Below are 20,118 nucleotides of genomic sequence, written 5' to 3' on the forward strand. Positions count from 1 at the left end.
GACCGGGCCGCGCGGCAAGGAGATATATTGCCAGACCGGAGGGGCGCCGGGGGCGGGAATCTGGGCGTACACATTTCCTACACAATTTGGGATCCGACTAACGTTTGCCAGCCGTTAACTACCGCTCGCCGAGCATCTCTTTATATAAGGCAGTCTCATGGTTAAAGCGGATACGTTCCCCTAGCTAAAGCACAGCCAGCATCGAGCAACTCATCACGCTCTTCCACTGAGAACCCCTCGGCGTAGACGCGCACCACTGGTTCGGTCCCGCTAGGACGGACCAGCAGCCACGTATCATCCTCGAATGCTAAACGCAAGCCATCCATATGACTAACGTTTTGCGGTACCTTGCCACAAATCGACTTGGGGTTTACGCCCGGCAGCAGGGTTCGCAACGTTTCGGCATCTTCGGCCTCAAGGCGCAAATCGCGTCGACCGTAACTCGTCTTACCAAATCTGTCCTCGAGTTGGTCGACCAGAACGCCCAAAGGCGCGTCCGTCTTTGCCATAAGCTCACACAGAATCAGACAGGCGAGGATTCCATCGCGCTCGGGCATATGCGCGGCGATGCCGATACCACCGGCTTCTTCGCCGCCTATGAGGACGCCACCCTTCTTCATCTCTGCCGCTATATATTTGAAACCGACTGGTTTGACGGTCACGCGGCAGCCAAGCGCCTCGGCAATGCGACGCACGAGCGTCGAGCACGAAAGATTGACGACGACGCGCCCCTCCAAATTACGAAATTGAACCAAGTCGCCCAAAACGAGCGCCATGATCTGATGCGGATGTATATATCTGCCGCGCTCGTCAACCGCGCCGATACGGTCGGCGTCGCCGTCGGTCACCAGGCCAGCGCAAGCTCCGTCCTCGATAACCGTATGCTCGCAAGCGTCCACCCACGGCTCAACGGGGTCGGGGCAGATATCTTCTTGGTCAGGCGCCTGCCCGGCGTGAATCTCGTGCACCTCAACGCCAAGCTCGCGCAGCAAGTCGGCTAGATAGCCCTGGGCTGCGCCGCCCATGGGGTCAACAACCACGCGCAGGTGCGCGGCGCGGATGGCTTCGGCATCGACAAACGATGCCACCGCTTGCATATAGTCAGGAATGATATCCGCGGTGCGATATTGCCCCTCGATCCCCATTGGCTCGGGAGCCATGGTCTCTTCGAGCTCTTCGATGACATCCTGGTTGGCGGTCGAGCCGTCACCCATGCGAATCTTGAGACACAGATAACCCTGCGGATGATGGGACCCCGTCACCATGAGCGCGCCGCACGCCTCACCGTCATAAGCCGCCGCCCACGTAAGGGCAGGGGTCGGAACAGGTCGCGAAGCGAGCACGGCGTCTAGCCCGTGCGCTGCTAGCACACCCGCCGCAAGCTCAGCGAACTCGCGCGCCAGGGGCCGAGTGTCGAACCCTATATATACCGTTTTGCCCGGATTGGTCTTTTGCCACAACTCGCCGACGGCATCGGCGATACGGGCAACGTTATCGGCATTGAAGTCCTCATCGACGCGAGCGCGCCAACCGTCAGTTCCAAAATGAATTATCGCGCACACGCGCAGACACCTCACAGTGTTTGGATCATGGTACGCATGAGGTATACCCGCGATACACACTCGGCAACCTGCCGGCACCAGCATTCACCATTTGGGCAAATGCTGCCGAGGACATGCAGGCAATAAAAAAACCGCCCCGTATGGAGCGGTTTTGCCCTTTATATATCGAGCGCCTCGGCCATCGCTGCCGTAGTGATTGCCGTGGTTCCACAGCAACTGCCCACCATTGCGGCACCGGCATGTCTCCATTCGATGCATGCGCGCGCGAAAGCTTCGGGGTTCTCGTGCCATACGGGGCCATCCTGAGTCTGGACCGGATCGCCTACGTTGGGACGCACCGTGACGGGAGTAGTCGCCGATGCAACCATCCTGGGCACCGCCGCGTTCGCGGCCGCAAGCGAACAGCAATTGACACCAACCGAGTTTGCGCCGTGTTTTTCGGCGTACAAAACGGCTGCCTCGATGTTGAGGCCATCGCCCAACAGGTCGCCTTTATCGTCAACGACAAAACTCACCAGAACAGGCATGCCGTCGGCGGCATCTCGAGCGCCGGCAAGCATGGGCTGCAAATTACGGATAGACGTCACCGTCTCGATCAGCAGACCGTCAACGCCGGCATTGAGCAAGGCGTGCGCCTGTTCGCGCGCAATGCCTCGGATTTCACGATACTCGGCAGAGTCCTCGGCAAACCACTCAATACCGATCGGGCCCATCGAGCCCAGCAGCAGCTGAGGGTGCGCCTGGCGAGCATCGTCGACGGCCCCGCGATTGACCTCCGCCACGGACGGCGAAATCTGGTCGTGCTTGAGGGCATAGCTCGATGCCTGAAAGGTGTTGGTAATGAGCACCTGCGCGCCGGCGGCGACATACAAGCGATGGATGCGAGAAACGGTCTGCGGCTCTGCCAGATTCCAAAACGCCGGTGGAATGTCGGCGGCATCGTACTCACTCAACAGAACACTGCCCATGGGGCCCTGCGCCAACAAGGTCTCGCTCGACAAGCGGCGCGTAAGTTCCTCGGCACCAAAGCGATTGTAATAACTCGTATCCATATATATCCCGCTATTCCTCGACGCTGATTCCTTGCTTTTCGAGATAGGCGAGCCAGCGGTTCATCGTGTCCTCGGATAGCGCATGCTCCATCATGCAGGCCTCGGAATCGGCTCGCTCAAATTCGACACCGAGCTCCTGAACCAAAAACGTGCGGACGAGGCGATGACGGTACCAGATAGCCGTGCCAACCTCGCGGCCGCGATCGGTCAGGACTACCTTGCCGTAGTGCGATTGCTCGACAAGCTCGGATGCCTTGAGCGCCGAAACCGCTTTATTGACCGATGCCTTGGAGACGCCAAGGCGCTGCGCGATGTCGACCGATCGCACGCCGTTGGTTTCCCCCTCTTCGCTTTCAATGCGAACCATGCACTCCAAGTAGTCTTCGTTCGCCACCGTCAGATGTAGTTCGCGCGAGCTATTTGTCGTATCCATGATCTTCCGTCCCTTCTGCATTCAATGGCTGATTCTACCCCATCCAAGCGTCGCGGTATGCCGTGGCATACCGTGCTAGAGTTCTTGTTGCACACGACGACCAAGATTGGAGCGATCTTTATGGAAAACACCACCACAAACCCCGATGTCCTCGAGCGCTTTTTGCGCTACGTCCAGATCAACACGCAGTCCGAGGATGCAAACTGCGACCAGGTACCCTCGAGCGCCGTTCAGTTTGATCTTGCCAACGTGCTGGCTGAAGAGCTGCGCGAGCTTGGTGCGGAAGATGCCCACGTGACCGAGCATGCCTATGTCTGCGCGCATATCCCCGCAAGTGCGGGCGCTGAGGACAAGCCCGCCCTGGGCCTGATCGCCCATCTCGACACCACCGAAGTTGCACCGGGCGCCGGCGTGAAGCCGCACATCGTACACTACGAAGGCGGCGACCTGGTCTGCGGCACGGTTGACGGTAAGCCCGTTGCCATGAGTACCGTCAAGCTTCCCGCCCTGAACGACCTCGCGGGTGAGGACCTGGTCTGCAGCGATGGCACCACGCTGCTGGGCGCGGACGACAAGGCAGGCGTCGCCGAGATCATGTCGCTTGTCGCACGTATCGCTCAGGACCCTTCTCTGCCCCATCCCGCACTCGGCATTTGCTTCTGCCCTGACGAGGAGATCGGCCACGGAGCCGAGCTGTTGGATATCGATACCTTTGGCTGCAAGTACGCCTACACGGTCGACGGCGGCCCCATCGGCGAGCTGGAGTGGGAGTGCTTTAACGCCGCCGAGGCGACCGTCCGCTTTGAGGGCCAGTCCATCCACCCGGGCGACGCCAAGGGCCGTATGGTCAACGCAGGCAATCTGTTCTGCGACTTCAACGCGTTGCTCCCCTACGTGCAGCGCCCGGAGTATACGGAAGGCTACGAGGGCTTTTATCACCTTGAGGGTGTATCTGCGACCGTCGATCACGCCACAGCGCGCTACATCGTCCGCGACCATGACGCCGCCAAGTTCCAGCAGAAACTCGACCTTATTGATGCCGCCGCCTCGATGCTCAACCAGCGTCTGGGTGAGGAGCGCGTGACGGTCGAGATTAAGCAGCAATATCGAAATATGGCCGAGATCGTTTGTGACTTTCCCGAGCTTATTGATGTTGCCAAGGAAGCCTACCTTGCCTGCGGCGTTGAGCCCCAAGTGCTGCCGATTCGCGGCGGCACCGACGGCGCGCAGCTGTCGTTCCGCGGTCTGCCCTGCCCCAACCTTTCCACCGGCGGCTATTGCTACCACGGCGTCAACGAATTCGTCCCGGTCAGTTCGCTCGTCAAGATGACCGACGTGCTCCAGGAGCTCGTCTCCCGCTTTGCATAAGCCTGGCTGCACAAGTCCAAAAGACGAATCGCCCCGTCCTCAACCGAGAACGGGGCGGTTTTTGATACAAGGGGAGTAGTCAACATCGCAGGTTGAGCCAACGTCAGCGAGCGACGTCCAAGGCGAACAAGTTGGCATGAAAAAGGCAGGGCATTGACCTTCTGGTCATGCCCTGCCTTTTGAATGACAAATTGTCGCCTTGGGCGGCGCGCAGCGTCGAGTCGTTACGGCGTTTGGTAAAACGCCGTAACTTAGTAGTTGGCTTCGTAGCCGTTGCCGTCACCGGTGGGCTCTTCGTAGTAGTCCGAATCGCTCGAATCGCTTGAGTCATCAGAATCGTCAGAGCTGACCGATGAGGTTGCGGTACCGTTTGCGTAGTCGTCAGACGTGTTGTTGCTGAGGTCACCGATCGTAGAGCTGGAACCGTCGGAAAGACCCATGGTGTTGGGACCCTTGGGATCCTTGCCGGCATCGACGCGCTCCATCATTTCCTTGAGCTCGTCCTCGTAGACAAAGACGTAGCTCACACCGTCGATCATGGTGCTGTCGTCGGCGTACGAGGGCAGGTTGGCCGAGTAGATACCGTCGACATCCATACCGCGCATGGCATTGACCGTAGCCACGATATCCTGAACGCTCATATCGGTTACGAGCATATCGGACAGCGAATTAACCAGGCCAAAGATCTTCGTGGCATCGAAGTTATTGAGAATCTGGTTGGCAAGGGCGCCAAGCACCTGACGCTGGTGGCGCATGCGCGTGTAATCGCCGTCGGCATAGGTGTAGCGGCAGCGGGCATAGGTAAGGGCGGTGGCACCGTCCATATGCTGCTGGCCAGCGGTAATCTTAATATCCAGGTGCTCGGGGTCGTCAACATCATCGGTTGCGTTAATGTCGATACCGCCAACCGAATCAATCAGCGCCTGCATACCGTCGAAGCTGACCTCGGCATAGTGGGAAATCTGAACACCGCACAGTTCGTTGACCGCCTCGACCATGGCCTCGGCGCCGCCAACGGTATGGCAGGCGTTGATCTTCATGGTCTCGCCCTTGTACTCGACCTTGGTGTCGCGCGGAACGGAAATGAGCGTCGCCTGCTTTTGCGTGGGGTCGATGCGTGCCAGGATAATCGAGTCGGCACGATACGTATCCTCGCCCGGACGGCCGTCGGTGCCAAGAAGCAGCACGTAGAACGGATCCTTTGCCTCATCGGTGTCAACCAGAACCCGACGCAGATTGTCGGTAATGACATTAGAATCGCCGAGCTTGCCCATAATGGTGGCAAACCACAGGCCGGCAGCGGTAGTGGCACTCAGCAGCACGCCAAGCACGACAATGAGCGCGACGTGACGAATCGTGTGGCTACGGCGACGTTGGCGAGCTCGCTCGGAATAACGAGCCACGTTATCGCGACTGTAGATCTTGGCCTGCGCACCAGTTGAGGGTCTTCGAGTGGTGGTATCCGCGAGGGGCTTTTTATTAAACATAGGCAACCTGTATTAGTAGATGACGGGATCGGGGACGGTAGCATGCTCGACATGCGCGCCAAGCGCCTGCAGCTTTTCGACAAAATGCTCGTAGCCGCGCTTGATGTGATGGATAGCCGAAACCTCGGTCGTCCCGTCGGCGATCAAGCCCGCTACGACGAGGGCCGCTCCGCCGCGCAGATCGGGCGAGGTAACCTGTGCACCCGAGAAGCCCTTGACGCCATGAATCATGGCATGATGGCTCTCGATACGAATGTCGGCACCCATGCGCACCAGCTCAGAGGCAAACATAAAGCGATTCTCGAAGATGTTTTCGGTAATAACGGAACTGCCGTCGGCAAGGGCGGAGAGCACCATAATCTGCGCCTGCATGTCGGTCGGGAAACCGGGGAACGGAAGCGTCTGGATGTCGACCGGCTTGATACGCTCGGCACGGTTCACATGGACGCCATCCTCGACGCGCTCGCAGTCGATACCCATGAGCTCCATCTTCTTGAGCACCATGCCCAAGTGAATGGGGCAAAAGCCCGTGACATCGACACCGCGATCGTCGGCCATCAACGCACCGGCAACGATAAAGGTACCGGCCTCGATGCGGTCGCCTACTACGCGATGGGTAACAGGATGGAGCTCTTCCACGCCTTCGATAGTCACGACGGGAGTGCCGGCGCCAACAATCTTGGCGCCCATCTCGTTGAGCATGTTGGCGAGATCGACGATCTCGGGCTCGCGGGCGGCATTGTCGATAACCGTGGTACCCTGCGCGCGCACGGATGCCATAATGAGGTTCTCGGTCGCACCGACACTGGCGAACTCGAGCGTGACGGTGGTGCCGCGCAGGCCCTGAGGCGCGCTGGCGTTGATATAGCCGTGGGCGGTATCAAACTCGACGCCCAGGGCCTCAAGACCAAGAATGTGCATATCGATCTTGCGAGCACCCAGGTTGCAGCCGCCCGGCATGGCGATCTTGGCGCGATGGAAGCGACCCAGCAGGGGCCCCATGACGGCGGTGGAAGCACGCATCTTGGCAACAAGCTCGTAGGGGGCCTCCCAAGAATCGACCTGAGAGGTATCAATCTCGAGCGTGTGCTCGTCGAGGACATCGATCGTGGCGCCCATACCCTTGAGCACCTTGCCCATCACGTGGACATCGGAAATATCGGGCACGTTCTGCAGCGTCGTCTTGCCCGGCGCCAGAAGCGTTGCCGCCATGAGTTTGAGTGCGGAGTTCTTGGCGCCCGAGACGGGCACGGAGCCTCCGATGGCGTGGCCACCCTCAACGCGGATAATATCCAAGGTCTACCCTTTCAAAAAGCATGCCCGGGGTGGCTGGGCCATCCCGGGCATGATGTGTTCGCAAATGGTCGAACGCTAAATCGTTTGACTATTGGGCAAGCTTGAGCTTACACCATGCGATTTCATTATAGAGGTAGGCGCGGCGTGCATCATCCTCCGACAAATTACCCAGCTTCTCTTCAAAACCTTGAATATCAGCTTTAAGCTTGTCGGCATCGACGGTCGCCAAATCGCAAGCGCGCTCGGCGAGAACGGTCACGACATCGTCCGCAACCTGGGCATAGCCGCCGGCCACGGCAAACGTGTGGTCGACAGTGCCCATGGCCTTATCGGAAACGCGAACGTAACCGCGGTCGATCGTGCAGATCTCGCTGGAGTGAGCAGGCAGGACGCCAAACTCGCCATCCGTGGACGGAATCGACACAAACGCAGCGTCGCCCTCATAGGCGCAGCTCACGGGGCACACGATGCGGATACGCATAACCTACTTCTCCCCCATCTTGCGAGCGCGCTCGCGCACGTCCTCAATCGTGGAAGCATAGCGGAAAGCCTGCTCGGGCAGGTCATCGGCCTTGCCGTCGACAATCTCGGCGAAAGAGCGGACGGTATCCTCGACGCGGACGTAGACACCGGGGTTACCGGTGAACTTCTCGGCGACGTGGAAGGACTGCGAGAGGAACTGCTGAATCTTACGGGCACGGTTGACCGTAAGGCGCTGCTCCTCGGACAGCTCGTCCATACCCAGAATGGCGATGATGTCCTGAAGGTCGGAGTACTCCTGCAGGAGCTCCTGGACCTTGACGGCGACACGGTAGTGCTCCTCGCCGACGATCGAGGGATCGAGAGCGTCGGAGGAAGACGCGAGCGGGTCGATAGCCGGGAACAGGCCGAGCGACGAAATGCTACGCGAAAGAACCGTGGTAGCGTCGAGGTGCGTAAACGTCGTGGCAGGCGCCGGGTCGGTCAGGTCGTCTGCGGGGACGTAGACAGCCTGGACGGAGGTAATGGATCCCGTCTTGGTCGAGGTAATGCGCTCCTGGAGGTCACCCATCTCGGTAGCCAGTGTGGGCTGGTAACCAACGGCGGACGGCATACGGCCCAGCAGTGCGGAAACCTCGGAACCCGCCTGGGAGAAGCGGAAGATGTTGTCGATGAACAGCAGGACGTCCTGGCCGCGATCGCGGAAGTACTCAGCGGTGGTAAGGCCGGCCAGACCGATGCGCAGACGCGCTCCAGGCGGCTCGTTCATCTGACCATAAACCAAGCAGGTCTTGTCGATAACGCCAGACTCGCTCATCTCGAGGAACAGGTCGGTGCCCTCGCGGGTACGCTCGCCGACACCGGTGAACACCGAGGTGCCGCCGTGCTCCTGGGCGAGGTTGTTGATAAGCTCCTGAATCAGAACGGTCTTGCCGACGCCGGCGCCGCCGAACAGGCCGGTCTTGCCGCCACGGATGTAGGGCTCGAGCAGGTCGACGGCCTTGATGCCGGTCTCGAAGATCTCGGTCTTGGTGGTGAGCTCGTCAAAGCGGGGCGCTGCATGGTGGATGGGGTAGAACTCCTCCACCTCGGGCATGGGCTTGCCGTCGACGGGCTTGCCCATGACGTTCCAAATGCGACCGAGCGTCTTGGGACCAACGGGCATCTTCATGGGCTCACCGGTATCGGTGGCGATGAGGCCGCGCTGCAGGCCGTCGGTCGAGGACATGGCGACCGTGCGGACGACGCCGCCCGGAAGCTGGCTCTCGACCTCAAGGATCGTGCTCAGATGACCGATCGGGGTCTCGGCCTCGACCGTGAGCGCGTTGTAGATCGGGGGCACCGCGCCGTCAAACTTGACGTCGACGACAGGGCCGATGATTCGCACGATGCGACCATCACCGGCAGTCGTCTTCTTGGTGGCTTCCTCGACCGCAAGCTTTACGGTGTTATTAGCCATTACTGTTCCTCCAATGCTGAGGCTCCGCCGACGATCTCGTTGAGCTCGGTCGTGATCGAAGCCTGGCGCACGCGACTATACGTGCGGGTAAGGGTCGAGATGATCGCGGTGGCGTTTTCCGTCGCGGAGTGCATGGCCTTGCGGCGTGCACCCTGCTCGGCAGCCGCCGAATCGATCAGGGCCTGGTAGATGACCGTCAGGATATAAGACGGCACAAGCTTGCCGAGAACATGCTCGGGAGAGGGCACGAACTCGAACGTGGACGAGATGCGCTTAGGGGCGTCGGTCTCGTTCTTACGCGGACCGTGGGCCATAGCGATCATCTCGGGGTCGAGCGGCAACAGATGCTCGACGCGAAGCTCCTGATCCACGCGGTTCTTGGCGTGGTGGTAGACAAGCTCGACACGGTCAAGCTCACCGGCACGATACGCATCGCAGATATGAGAGGAGATCATGCGGGCCTGATTGAAATCGGGCTCAGAGGAGTTGCCCTCAAAGTGCATGACAACGTTTGCGCGGTCACGGAAATACGTGGCCGGCTTACGCCCGCACGCGATGATCTCGCACTCGATGCCGTCGTTCGCCCAAGAAGCGGCGAGCTTTTCGGCCGTGCGCTCCACCGTCGTATTGAAACCGCCGGCAAGGCCGCGGTCCGAGGCAATAACGACAATCAGGCCATGCTTGACGCTCTCATGCTTCTGCAGCATGGGATCGGTGCCCGAACAGGAGGCGTCGCCGGCGACCGTCAACATGACGTCGGTCAGCGCCTCCTTATAGGGCTCGGCCTGCTTGGAGCGATCGAGGGCACGACGGATCTTGGCCGTAGAGACCATCTCCATCGTGCGCGTGATCTGCTTGGTCGTGGTAACCGAGGAGATTCGCTTCTTAATGTCGCGAAGGTTGGCCATGGGGCTTAGTTCTCCTCTGATCCAGAAACATCCGAATGGTGCTTGGCCATGAACTGCTGCTTGAAGTCGCCGATGACGCGCAAGAGCTCAGCCTTGGTGTCATCATCGATCTTCTTGGCGCGAACCTTGTCGAGCAGCGAGCCAAAGCCATTGTCCATGTACTCGATGAGCTCGGCACGGAAGGGCAGCACGTCGGCGATCTCCAGGTCATCCAGGAAGCCCTCGTTGCCAGCGAACAGCGTAACGATCTGCTCGCCAACCTCAAACGGCTTGTAACGCGGCTGCTTCAGGAGCTCGGTCATGCGAGCACCATGGGTCAGCTGCTTCTGAGTAGCCTCGTCGAGGTCGGAGCCGAACTGCGTAAAGCCAGCGAGCTCCTGGTACGAAGCGAGGTCCAGACGGAGGTTGCCGGCGACCTGCTTCATGGCCTTGGTCTGCGCATCGCCACCGACGCGGGACACGGAGATGCCCACGTCGACTGCCGGGCGCTGACCCTGGAAGAAGAGCTCGGACTGCAGGTAGATCTGACCATCGGTAATGGAAATGACGTTGGTCGGAATGTAGGCCGAGACGTCGCCGTCCTGGGTCTCGATGATCGGCAGTGCCGTCATGGAGCCGTAACCGTTCTTCTTGGACATCTTGACGGCACGCTCGAGCAGACGAGAGTGCAGGTAGAAGATGTCGCCAGGATAGGCCTCGCGTCCGGGCGGACGATGCAGCGTCAGCGACATCTGACGGTAGGCCACAGCCTGCTTGGACAGGTCGTCGTAGATGACGAGCACGTGGCCGCCGGGGTTGGTCTCGCTGGCGGGCTTGCCGTCCTCGCCGTTGTACATGAAGAACTCGCCGATAGCGGCACCGGCCATAGGCGCGATGTACTGCATAGGGGCGGAATCGGCAGCGGTGGCCGAAACGATGATGGTGTAGTCGAGCGCACCGTGCTGAGCGAGGGTCTCGCGGATGTTGGCAACCGTGGAGGCCTTCTGGCCGATGGCGACATAGATGCAGACCATGCCCTTGCCGCGCTGGTTGAGAATAGCGTCGATGGCGATGGCGGTCTTACCGGTCTTACGGTCGCCGATGATGAGCTCACGCTGACCGCGGCCAATAGGCACCATGGAGTCGATAGCGAGCAGACCGGTCTGAACCGGCTCGCACACCGGGGTACGGTCGATGACGCCGGGGGCCTTGAACTCGATGGGGCGACGGTGCGTGGCGACGATGTCGCCCAGGCCGTCGATGGGCTGGCCGAGCGGATTGACGACGCGGCCGAGCATGGCACGGCTCACGGGGATATCCATAATGCGGCCAGTGGTGCGGCACTCGTCGCCTTCCTTGATGGAGTCGACGGCACCGAACAGAACGGCGCCGACCTCGTCACGGTCAAGGTTCTGGGCAAGGCCGAAGACGGTCTCACCGGTATCGGAGCTCTTGAACTCCAGAAGCTCGCCTGCCATGGCGCTCTTGAGGCCGGAGACGCGCGCGATGCCGTCGCCTACCTCGTCGACCGTTGAAACCTCATGCGTATCGACCGTCGCGGAGAGGCTCGTGAGCTGCTCCTGCAGTTTCTTGGCGATATCCTGGGCATTGAGGGTTTCGGACATTAGGCTTCACCTCCGTACGAATTAGCAGAGTTTGCGAGGGTCTCCTGCGCGATGCGCAGCTGCGTCTTGACGGAAATATCACGACGCTCGCCGCGGGCCTCGAGCACCAGGCCGCCCACGATAGACGGATCGACCTGCTCGATAAGGAATACCTTGCGGCCGAAGTCCTGCTCGCATTTCTTAGTGATGGTTTGACGCAGCTCGTCGTCGAGCGGGATCGCCGTGGTGACGGTCACGCCCACTACATCCTCGTCTTCCTCGGCAACATACTTAAAGGCAGCTGCCACCTTGGGAAGAAGGTCGAGCTGGTCGCGCTTGGACATGGTGTCGAGCACGGCGATGATCTCGGGGCTGGCAGAAGCCAAGCGCTCGATCATCTCGAGGTCCTCGAACACATGGTTCTCGGCCTTAGCGGCTTCCAGAAGGGAGCGCGCGTAGGTCTCGAGCACCTTGTCCTGATAGCGGCTAGTCGGCATTCAGGCTACCTGCTTCCTGGATGTAGCGCTCGATGAGCTTCTTCTGCTCGGTCTCGTCCTCGAGTGCCTCGCCCACGATCTTGGTGGCGACGGCAACGGACAGGTCGGCGATGGAGCTCGCGGCACCGGCGTAAATGGACTTGCGCTCGTCCTCGACGGTCGTATGGGCCTTGGCGATGATCTCCTCGGCCTCCTTGTGAGCAGCCTCGATGATACGGGCGCGCTCGGACTCGGCGTCCTTACGGGCCTCGAGAACGATGTCGGCAGCCTGACGACGGGCGTCGGTGACGATCGAGTCGGACTCAGCGCGCTTGGCGATAGCCTCCTGCTTGGTCTTCTCGGCCTCGTCGAGGCTCTCCTCGATCTTCTTGCCGCGCTCCTCCATGGTTTTCATGATGCCCGGCAGGGCGACCTTGGCCAGCACGATCCAGATGATCAGGAAGGCGATAAGCGCCGGGATGAACTCCGCCATCTTAGGGATGAGGATGTCCGCACCGGCAGCGCCGTCCTCGGCGAACGCGGAAACCGGCATGAGCAGCGCGGCCGCGGACGCGGAGAGTGCGATCGCGCTCTTCTGGGATGAAAGATTCATACTTGACGCTCCGTGCTATTTAACGATCAGCGCGACAACGAAGCCGATCAGAGCCAGAGCCTCGCCGAAGGCGGAGCCCATGATGAAGACGGTGAACACGCGCCCCTGGACCTCAGGCTGACGGGCCATAGCACCCGTAGCACCCAGAGCAGACAGGCCGATAGCAAGACCAGCGCCGATAACACCGAGACCGTAACCGATAACTCCCACGATTCCTCCTTTGTCGTGCGTGTCTTATTTCACGCAGGATAACCTTTTTATAACTGCCGGGCTCCATGGGTACGGGCACCGGCGGTTTAACGAATTGCCTTACCTTGAAGACGCGAACGGAAGCCTACTCCTCCTCCGCGACCTCCTCTGCCTCAGAGACATACACGGCGGTAAGGACCGTGAAGACGTAAGCCTGGATGGCGCCGACCACAAGCTCGATCGCATAGATCAGGATGAGGATGGCAAGCCAGGCCAGCGAAGGCAGGGCGCCGACGGCGTGGGCCGCGGAAACCTGCTGAAGCAGCGGCTGCATGAACATGCTCGCCATGATGGCGAACGAACCCATGACCACGTGTCCTGCGAACATGTTGCAGAACAGACGGACGGCGAGCGTGATGAGGCGCAGGAAGGTCGAAAAGAGCTCGACGACCCACACGAGCACGTTCATCGGGAAGCTCACGCCCTGCGGGGCGAGGCTCTTGATGTAGCCGATCACGCCGTGAGCCTTGCATCCGTAGTAGATGAAGTACACGAAGGCAAAGATGGCGAGCGCGGCGGTGGAGCCGATTGCGCCGGTGCCGGGCTTCATTCCCGGGATCAGGCCGATCATGTTATTGATCAGGATGAACAGGAAAAGCGAGCACAGGAACGGGAAGTGCTTCTTCCAGTTCTCACCCACGACGCCCTTGCCGATATCGTTCTCGACGTACTCGATGATGTACTCGAAACCGTTGACGAAGAAGCCCTTGGGAACCAGGGTCTGCTTCTTCTTGAACACGGCCAGGACGATCAGGAGCACGATCGTGGAGACGATCAGCCAAAACGAGTACTGCGTGATGCCGCAGCTCAGATCGCCCACGACAGGGGTGGAGCTGAACTCGCTGACCAGATGATTAATCTCATCAGGCAGCTTTTCAAAAATTTCCACGACTTACCTTTCGACCTCATGAGGATCTCGCAGCGCCTTGGCGACACGAACCGTGCAGGCGGCCATAAAGGCCACGAAGCCGATCGCCTCGCCCAGGAGGAACATGCGAAATGCCTCTCCGAACAACACAAACACAACCAAGGTAAAGACGAGCAGAGCGATTGCCGAGACCGCCAGACTCACCATACCCTTGAGCATGTCCGCATTCTGCTTATCGTCAAGAACCGGCTTGAGCGTAAAGACAAAGGGAAGGAAGGCAATTGCGCCCGCGATGGCGCCTGCAACGATAGCGAGCAGATCGGCTATCTGAAACACTGGCGTCCTCACTTTCCTTCTTTAACGCTTCCCAGAACAGTTCCCGCCAAACATTGGTGACTATTGTACGAGCCAATCGCCAAAGTACAACTGAAAAAGCATCGGTTAATACGCACCTGTTCGTTTTCTTAAGACCTTCTTTATGCCGCAGGTAGGTAATACGTTTTTCTCGAACCCTTCAGGGCAAAACGTCCGTTAACAGGAGTGCGCGCGAACGCCTTTTGCTCGCCCGCGCGCACCATCTCTTCGTATTTGTGACCGTAGCCGACAAGGCCCAACGACTAGAGCGTGCCGTAGATGCGGTCGCCGGCGTCGCCCAGGCCGGGAACGATGTAGGCTGCCTCGTTGAGATGATCGTCGATGGCGCAGGTATAGATATGCACGTCGGGGTCCTTGTCGGTCAGCGACTTGAGACCCTCGGGCGCCGCGACGATGCACAGCATACGGATGTCCTTGACACCGCGCTCGCGCAGATAGCTGATAGCCATCTCGGCCGAGCCGCCCGTGGCGAGCATGGGGTCGACGACCAGGCAGATGCGCTGGTCGATATCCTTGGGCATCTTGCAGTAATACTCGTGCGGCTCGTGGGTAACCTCGTCGCGCTCCATGCCGATGTGGCCCACGCGAGCGGAGGGCACCAGGTCGAGGATGCCGTCGACCATGCCAAGACCCGCACGCAGGATGGGCACGATGGCGAGTTTCTTGCCGGCGAGCTGTTTGAACGTGGCGGTAGTGATGGGGGTCTCGACCTCGACATCTTCCATAGGCAGGTCGCGCATGGCCTCGTAGCCGTCAAAAAGCGCGAGTTCGCGCACGAGCTGGCGGAACTGGTTGGTGCCGGTGTTTTTGTCGCGCAGGATCGACAGCTTGTGCTGGACGAGCGGGTGATCGACAAGCGTCACACGGGACGCGTCGTAGGTGACGGTCATGGGTTGATTGCCCCTTTCGTTGCGGCCGCAAAACGGCCTAGCTGACAAGGCGCGCAGCAATGTTGCCGCCGCACGCCATGCATAAGTTTAGCGGTTTGTTGTATCGAGCGGCCCATCGCAGCCCTACTGTGCGGTACTGAGCGAGCGCCTGACTGCGTCACACCAGCCCGCAAGGTTTTGCTCGCGACGCTCGGCAGACATGTGGGGAAGGAAGGTCCTAACGATCTGGGCATTTTGCTCCAGCTCTTCTAGGTCTTCCCAATAGCCGACGGCAAGACCCGCCAAGTACGCGGCACCGATTGCCGTGGTCTCCACCGTCTCGCATTGCAGCACGGGGATATCCAGCAGGTCGGCCTGGAATTGCATGATGAACTCGTTGCGCGAGGCACCGCCATCGACAGACAGGCGCTCGATCGAAAGCCCCACGTCCTGCTCCATGGCGCGCAGCACGTCGTAGCTCTGATATGCCATGGATTCGCAGGCGGCACGTACGATGGTCGCACGGCTCGAGGCGCCGGTCAGACCGCACACGGTACCGCGGGCATGCGGGTCCCACCAGGGAGCGCCCAAACCCGCAAAGGCGGGAACGAAGTAGCAGCCCTCGTTGTCGTTAATCGAAGCGGCAAGTTGTGCCGACTCGCTCACGCTCGAGATGATGCCCATGTTGTTGCGAAGCCAGTTCATGGTGGAGCCGGCGGCAAAGATAGAACCCTCGAGCGCATAGCTGATTTTGCCGTCCGCGGCGATACCGATCGTGGAGACCAGACCGTTCTTGGATTCGACGATCTCGTCGCCGGTGTTCATGAGCATAAAGCAACCCGTGCCATAGGTGTTTTTGGTCTGGCCGGGACGGAAGCAGCAGTGGCCGAACAGCGACGCCTGCTGATCGCCCACCACGCCCATGATGGGTGGCATGTTGGTCATGATGTCGCTCGCGACGCGACCGTAGTCGCCCGAACTCCAGCGAACCTCGGGCATCATGGAACGCGGGACGTCGAAAAGCGCCAGCAGATCGTCGTCCCAATCAAGCGTATGGATATTAAAGAGCGCGGTGCGGCTGGCATTGGTGTAGTCGGTGGCAAAGACCTGACCGCCAGTGAGGTTGTAGATGAGCCAGGTGTCGATGGTGCCGAACATGAGGTCGCCCGTCGCCGCGCTCTCACGCGCACCGTCGACGTTATCGAGAATCCACTGCACCTTGGAGGCCGAGAAATACGGGTCGAGCGTAAGCCCCGTGCGGGAGCGCACCAGCTCCTCGCAACCCTGTTCAACCAACGCGTCGATTGCCGGCGCGGTACGGCGGCACTGCCATACGATGGCGTTATAGATCGGCTGACCGCTCACGCGGTCCCAGACCACCGTGGTCTCGCGCTGGTTGGAGATGCCGATGGCGGCAATGCGGTCGGAGTGGATACCGCTCTTAAACTGGACTTCCATCATGACGGCGATCTGGCTGGCAAGGACCGCCATGGGGTCTTGCTCCACCCAGCCAGGGCGCGGGAAGCTGGTTTTGACGCTACGACGCGCCTGGGCGACGATGCAGCCGTACTCGTCGACGATGGTCGCGAGTACCGAGGTGGTGCCGCAGTCGAGCGCCATGATGTAGGAACCGCCGAAGCTAAACGAGGCGTCTTCCATACCCAGGCTACCTAGATTCAACGACATCGCTTACACCTTTCTATTGCATCGGGTCGGACAGGACCCGCTCGATCTCTGATGCGGGAAGCGCGCCTTGGCGCAGGATCTGGAGCTCACCGTGCTGAAACGACACGATGGTCGAGGCATCGCGACACGGAGTCTCACCGGCGTCGACGGCAACATCGACACCCTCCAGGATGCGACCCTCGACGGCGGCAAAGCTTGCCGGCGAGGGCGCACCGTGCGTGTTGGCGCTGGTGCAGGCAAGGGGGCTGCCACAGGCGCGAATGAGCGCCTGCACCACGGGCGAGGCCGAAGCGCGAAGTGCCACCGTGTCGTCGGCGGCGCGCATAAAGGTCGGCACGCAGGGGGCCGCCTTGACCACGATAGTCAGGGCGCCCGGCCAGCATCGTCGGGCGAGCACGCGGGCCTCGTTAGGGATATCCACGCCATAGCGGTCGAGTGCCTCGGCATCATCGACCAGCCAGGCAACCGTTTGGGTGAGCTCGCGCTGCTTGAGGGTAAAGATACGACGATAGCCGGTACCGAGTGCGGGGACCGCGGCGCCGTTGACGGTGGCCTGCGGATCTCGCGGCCACGATGGGAATTCGCTTGTATCTTGAGGCACGTCGTCCGAAAAGGCGTTGACCGCCACGGCGACACCGTAGACCGTCTCGGTCGGGATCAAGGCCAGGCCGCCGCGGTCGAGCACCTCGGCCGTGCGCTCGACGGCAAGCCGATGCGGCTCGCGCGTTCCCTCGTATACCCGATAGACCGTCTGCATGTGTATGCCAGCCCCTTACGCTCTGGTGCAAGTTTGTTTACTGTGGGGCATTCTCGCACGAAACGTTCAACCTATTTGACCAGAGCGCATGTTGGTTTGGTGAGCGGCTCTAGTAGTCGGTGAAAGTGAGGGGGTTATTGGACTGCGACGAACTTCTTTGGCCTGCCGGCGTGGCGTTTTTGGGCTGCGTAGCGCTCGATGCTGTCTATCGTTATCATCCGACGGCCATCGACGAGTTCAACAACGAGTTTTCCGGCTTTGACCAGCGCGGTAATCCGCGGAGCGGAGACTTTGAGGTCCAGCGCTGCGTCTTTAAATGTTCGGCACGCCGCTTCCCGAGCGTCCTCGTGGTCGATTTCGACTGAAAGGGCCACGACCTCGGCCGAGCGTTCGTACCCTGCCGGAGTCAAACCGTTGTTGAGGTCGTCGGCCAAAAACGCCATCAGCGCCTCGGTGGCATGGGCAATCGCTTCTTCGCGCGTATCGCCATCGGCAAAGGCGCCGGGAATCTGCGGGAAGCTGGCGCAGTAACCGTCGTCTTCTTTTATGAGAACGCAGTCATAGGTAAATCGCTGCCTCATTTTGCCTCCAACTACCATCCAGCTTGGCGACGAATACTTGCCCACGTGCCCTTCTTTGGTCGATCACCACCAGAGCCGTTCACGGTGACAACACGGTCACCAGAAACATACTTAGCATGACTACCGACTTGCGCGACCTTCACGAATCCATCGTGCTTGAGTAGGGCAATGATTTCCCGAAAGGTAGGAGGTTGCATGGGCCGACCTCTTTCAGCCGTCCTAATTATAAATTAATTTATAATTTTTGCTAACCAGTTAATAAATATTACTGGCGCTGTTTGGGCTCGGTGACGATGGCTCGGACGATGCGGGGGCGATCGGTGAGGTCGTGGACGATGCGCACGTCCGACAGACCCGCTTGGCGGCAGAGCTCGGCCGCAGCGTCGAGCGCGCCCTCGTAGAGCTCGCAGGCAAAGAGGCCGCCGGCGCGCAACATGTAGGGCGCCGCGTTGAGCAGGCGGCGGAAGATATCGAGGCCGTCGGCACCGCCCTCGAGCGCCAGATCGGGCTCAAAGTCCTTGACCTCGTGCGGCAGCGAGCGCATGACATCGGTGGGGATGTAGGGCGGGTTGGAGACGAGTACGTCAAAGGTGCCCCACTCTTCACGGGGAATGGAGCTCACCAGGTTCGTGAGGCTGAAGGCGACCTCGTCGGACGTGAGGCCAAGCGCATCGCGGTTTTTGGTAGCAAGGTCGATGGCGCGCGGCTCGATATCGGTAGCAGTGCAGGTGACGTGGCCGCGACGCTCCCAGGCGATCGAGAGCGAGATACAGCCCGTGCCGCAGCCGACCTCGAGAACGCGGGCAGTGCGGGGCTCGGCTGGGGCAGGCGCAGCGGCATCCTGAGCTGAAACCGTCTCCTGGTCGGCGCCCTCGATGGCGATGTCGTATTCGTCGAGCTCGGGCTCGGCGGCTTTTGCGGCTTCGGCTTCTGCTGCTTGCGCGGCGGCTTCCTCGGCCTCGCGATCGGCAAGCTCCTCGGCATAGGCGCGGCTACCGAGCACGTCGCTACCCAGCGCAGCCTCATCGGCGGCCGTCAGGTTGGCAGCACGGCGCTCGGCGGTTGCGCGTTCGTCGGCCAGCGCCGCCTCAGCTTTGCGGGCCTGCTCGACCTCATCGTTCCAAGGCAGCTCAACACGCTGACGGGCAGCGGCCTCGGGGCTCAGAACCTCGGTATCCAGATAGTTCAGGACTTCTTCGACGAGCATCTCGGTCTCGGGGCGCGGGATGAGCACGCCGGGGGCGCACGCGACGTCGATCATGCGAAACTGCGTGCTGCCGGTGATGTACTGCAGCGGCTCGCCTTTGGCGCGACGAACGACGGCCGCGTGCATGGTCTCGAGCTGGGCTGCGTTAAGCGTCTCGTCCATGCGCATATACAAGTCGATACGCGCCAGGCCCGTGGCCGCGCACAGCAGCCACTCGGCAGAAAGACGGGGATGCTCCTCGCCGCGCTCGGCCAGGTACTCCTTGGTCCACTCGAGACAACGCTTGATGGTCCAAATCTCGTTTGCCATGGGGCCCTCCCCTCTTAAGCGCCGGACGGCGCGCGAATGTCGGAGCAGATTGTAAGCGAGGCCAGCGCTTGGCAAGGGGCGATTAAAGGCGATTATCGAGAATCAGCCCAGAATTTTGCTTGGAGCCTGCCTAGAGTGTTCATTCGTCGACGTCTAAATCTGCATCCGTCAAGCTTTTGGCAAGGTTGCCCCAAAACTGACCAATATCTAACCAAGAACTTGCCACATCGCTTGACGCACGACCCATCAAAAATCGCCCCGCGATTTCTTGGACGTTTTTTCGAGCAATATTTTCAATTGCAGATGCATGCCGTTAATTGCTTTAAGCAGGTAAGCAGCTCAAAGGCCATCAAAACCGATTGAACAACATCTCAAAGCAATGTCCCCAATGACTCCCTACGGATCATTTGACAACCAAGGAAACGCCGATGTTTTGGCAATGCCAGCGAGCGACGTCCAGAGCGAACAAGTTGGCATGAAAAAGGCAAGGCATAGACCTT

The 20,118-nt window shown here is 60.2% G+C and carries 22 protein-coding genes; 2 read left to right on the forward strand and 20 right to left on the reverse strand.

Going from position 1 to position 20,118, the window contains the following annotated elements:
* Positions 1-161: 161 nt before the first annotated feature.
* The 3 genes from DWZ15_RS09250 to DWZ15_RS09260 all read right to left on the reverse strand — a co-directional run bounded on the left by DWZ15_RS09250 (position 162) and on the right by DWZ15_RS09260 (position 3,047).
* On the reverse strand, positions 162-1,562 hold the full coding sequence (locus DWZ15_RS09250; protein ID WP_117564989.1) for a phosphoglucomutase/phosphomannomutase family protein: 1,401 nt from the start codon (positions 1,560-1,562) through the stop codon (positions 162-164).
* Between the two features lie 158 nt (positions 1,563-1,720).
* A complete protein-coding gene (locus DWZ15_RS09255) occupies positions 1,721-2,614 on the reverse strand; it encodes a homocysteine S-methyltransferase family protein (protein ID WP_117564990.1) in 894 nt (297 codons plus the stop codon).
* A gap of 10 nt (positions 2,615-2,624) precedes the next feature.
* Positions 2,625-3,047 carry a metal-dependent transcriptional regulator gene (locus DWZ15_RS09260; RefSeq protein WP_089573098.1) on the reverse strand — a complete coding sequence of 141 codons (423 nt, stop codon included), beginning with the start codon at positions 3,045-3,047 and terminating at the stop codon, positions 2,625-2,627.
* Positions 3,048-3,167: 120 nt separating this feature from the next.
* On the opposite strand from DWZ15_RS09260, the gene pepT reads away from it, so the two are divergent.
* On the forward strand, positions 3,168-4,415 hold the full coding sequence (gene pepT, locus DWZ15_RS09265; RefSeq protein ID WP_118450615.1) for a peptidase T: 1,248 nt from the start codon (positions 3,168-3,170) through the stop codon (positions 4,413-4,415).
* 251 nt (positions 4,416-4,666) lie between these two features.
* Here pepT and DWZ15_RS09270 read toward each other — a convergent pair whose 3' ends face one another.
* From DWZ15_RS09270 to DWZ15_RS09350, 17 genes are all read right to left on the reverse strand, one after another.
* Positions 4,667-5,902, reverse strand: a complete 1,236-nt coding sequence (locus DWZ15_RS09270) for an LCP family protein (RefSeq protein ID WP_117736598.1) — start codon at positions 5,900-5,902, stop codon at positions 4,667-4,669.
* A gap of 12 nt (positions 5,903-5,914) precedes the next feature.
* Positions 5,915-7,198, reverse strand: a complete 1,284-nt coding sequence (gene murA / locus DWZ15_RS09275) for a UDP-N-acetylglucosamine 1-carboxyvinyltransferase (RefSeq protein ID WP_117773894.1) — start codon at positions 7,196-7,198, stop codon at positions 5,915-5,917.
* 88 nt (positions 7,199-7,286) lie between these two features.
* Positions 7,287-7,679 carry an ATP synthase F1 subunit epsilon gene (atpC, locus tag DWZ15_RS09280; RefSeq protein ID WP_006235718.1) on the reverse strand — a complete coding sequence of 131 codons (393 nt, stop codon included), beginning with the start codon at positions 7,677-7,679 and terminating at the stop codon, positions 7,287-7,289.
* A 3-nt stretch (positions 7,680-7,682) separates the two neighbouring features.
* The gene (atpD, locus tag DWZ15_RS09285) at positions 7,683-9,137 is read right to left on the reverse strand and encodes a F0F1 ATP synthase subunit beta (protein WP_006235717.1); all 1,455 of its coding nucleotides are present in this window, start codon (positions 9,135-9,137) and stop codon (positions 7,683-7,685) included.
* Positions 9,137-10,045: an ATP synthase F1 subunit gamma gene (atpG, locus tag DWZ15_RS09290; protein WP_118450609.1), complete on the reverse strand. Its 909-nt coding sequence runs from the start codon at positions 10,043-10,045 to the stop codon at positions 9,137-9,139. The genes atpD and atpG overlap by 1 nt, the downstream gene beginning before the upstream one ends.
* 5 nt (positions 10,046-10,050) lie before the next feature.
* The gene (atpA, locus tag DWZ15_RS09295) at positions 10,051-11,649 is read right to left on the reverse strand and encodes a F0F1 ATP synthase subunit alpha (protein ID WP_035138794.1); all 1,599 of its coding nucleotides are present in this window, start codon (positions 11,647-11,649) and stop codon (positions 10,051-10,053) included.
* On the reverse strand, positions 11,649-12,125 hold the full coding sequence (locus DWZ15_RS09300) for a FoF1 ATP synthase subunit delta (RefSeq protein WP_006235713.1): 477 nt from the start codon (positions 12,123-12,125) through the stop codon (positions 11,649-11,651). The genes atpA and DWZ15_RS09300 overlap by 1 nt, the downstream gene beginning before the upstream one ends.
* Positions 12,115-12,717 (reverse strand): F0F1 ATP synthase subunit B, encoded by a 603-nt coding sequence (gene atpF, locus DWZ15_RS09305; protein WP_117716380.1) that lies wholly within the window; start codon positions 12,715-12,717, stop codon positions 12,115-12,117. The genes DWZ15_RS09300 and atpF overlap by 11 nt, the downstream gene beginning before the upstream one ends.
* 15 nt (positions 12,718-12,732) lie before the next feature.
* Positions 12,733-12,927, reverse strand: a complete 195-nt coding sequence (locus DWZ15_RS09310) for an ATP synthase subunit C (RefSeq protein ID WP_022094262.1) — start codon at positions 12,925-12,927, stop codon at positions 12,733-12,735.
* Between the two features lie 124 nt (positions 12,928-13,051).
* A complete protein-coding gene (gene atpB, locus DWZ15_RS09315) occupies positions 13,052-13,855 on the reverse strand; it encodes a F0F1 ATP synthase subunit A (RefSeq protein WP_022094263.1) in 804 nt (267 codons plus the stop codon).
* Positions 13,856-13,858: 3 nt separating this feature from the next.
* Complete coding sequence (locus tag DWZ15_RS09320; protein ID WP_022094264.1) at positions 13,859-14,170, reverse strand: hypothetical protein; 312 nt, start codon at positions 14,168-14,170, stop codon at positions 13,859-13,861.
* A gap of 281 nt (positions 14,171-14,451) precedes the next feature.
* Entirely contained in the window at positions 14,452-15,099 is a 648-nt protein-coding gene (gene upp, locus DWZ15_RS09325; RefSeq protein WP_117763863.1) for a uracil phosphoribosyltransferase, read from the reverse strand.
* Between the two features lie 123 nt (positions 15,100-15,222).
* Positions 15,223-16,764 (reverse strand): glycerol kinase GlpK, encoded by a 1,542-nt coding sequence (gene glpK / locus DWZ15_RS09330; RefSeq protein WP_118450611.1) that lies wholly within the window; start codon positions 16,762-16,764, stop codon positions 15,223-15,225.
* A 13-nt stretch (positions 16,765-16,777) separates the two neighbouring features.
* Complete coding sequence (locus tag DWZ15_RS09335; RefSeq protein WP_118450613.1) at positions 16,778-17,521, reverse strand: L-threonylcarbamoyladenylate synthase; 744 nt, start codon at positions 17,519-17,521, stop codon at positions 16,778-16,780.
* 134 nt (positions 17,522-17,655) lie between these two features.
* On the reverse strand, positions 17,656-18,147 hold the full coding sequence (locus DWZ15_RS09340; protein WP_147346303.1) for a type II toxin-antitoxin system HicB family antitoxin: 492 nt from the start codon (positions 18,145-18,147) through the stop codon (positions 17,656-17,658).
* Positions 18,114-18,299 (reverse strand): type II toxin-antitoxin system HicA family toxin, encoded by a 186-nt coding sequence (locus DWZ15_RS10905; protein ID WP_089573106.1) that lies wholly within the window; start codon positions 18,297-18,299, stop codon positions 18,114-18,116. The genes DWZ15_RS09340 and DWZ15_RS10905 overlap by 34 nt, the downstream gene beginning before the upstream one ends.
* Positions 18,300-18,367: 68 nt before the next feature.
* The gene (locus tag DWZ15_RS09350) at positions 18,368-19,618 is read right to left on the reverse strand and encodes a HemK/PrmC family methyltransferase (protein WP_117646264.1); all 1,251 of its coding nucleotides are present in this window, start codon (positions 19,616-19,618) and stop codon (positions 18,368-18,370) included.
* Positions 19,619-19,654: 36 nt separating this feature from the next.
* Between DWZ15_RS09350 and DWZ15_RS10430 the strand changes: the two genes are divergently transcribed.
* Positions 19,655-19,981: a hypothetical protein gene (locus tag DWZ15_RS10430; RefSeq protein ID WP_147346302.1), complete on the forward strand. Its 327-nt coding sequence runs from the start codon at positions 19,655-19,657 to the stop codon at positions 19,979-19,981.
* Positions 19,982-20,118 lie beyond the last annotated feature (137 nt).

The sequence above is a fragment of the Collinsella sp. AF29-7AC genome, from assembly GCF_003475665.1.
Classification (GTDB): Bacteria; Actinomycetota; Coriobacteriia; order Coriobacteriales; family Coriobacteriaceae; genus Collinsella.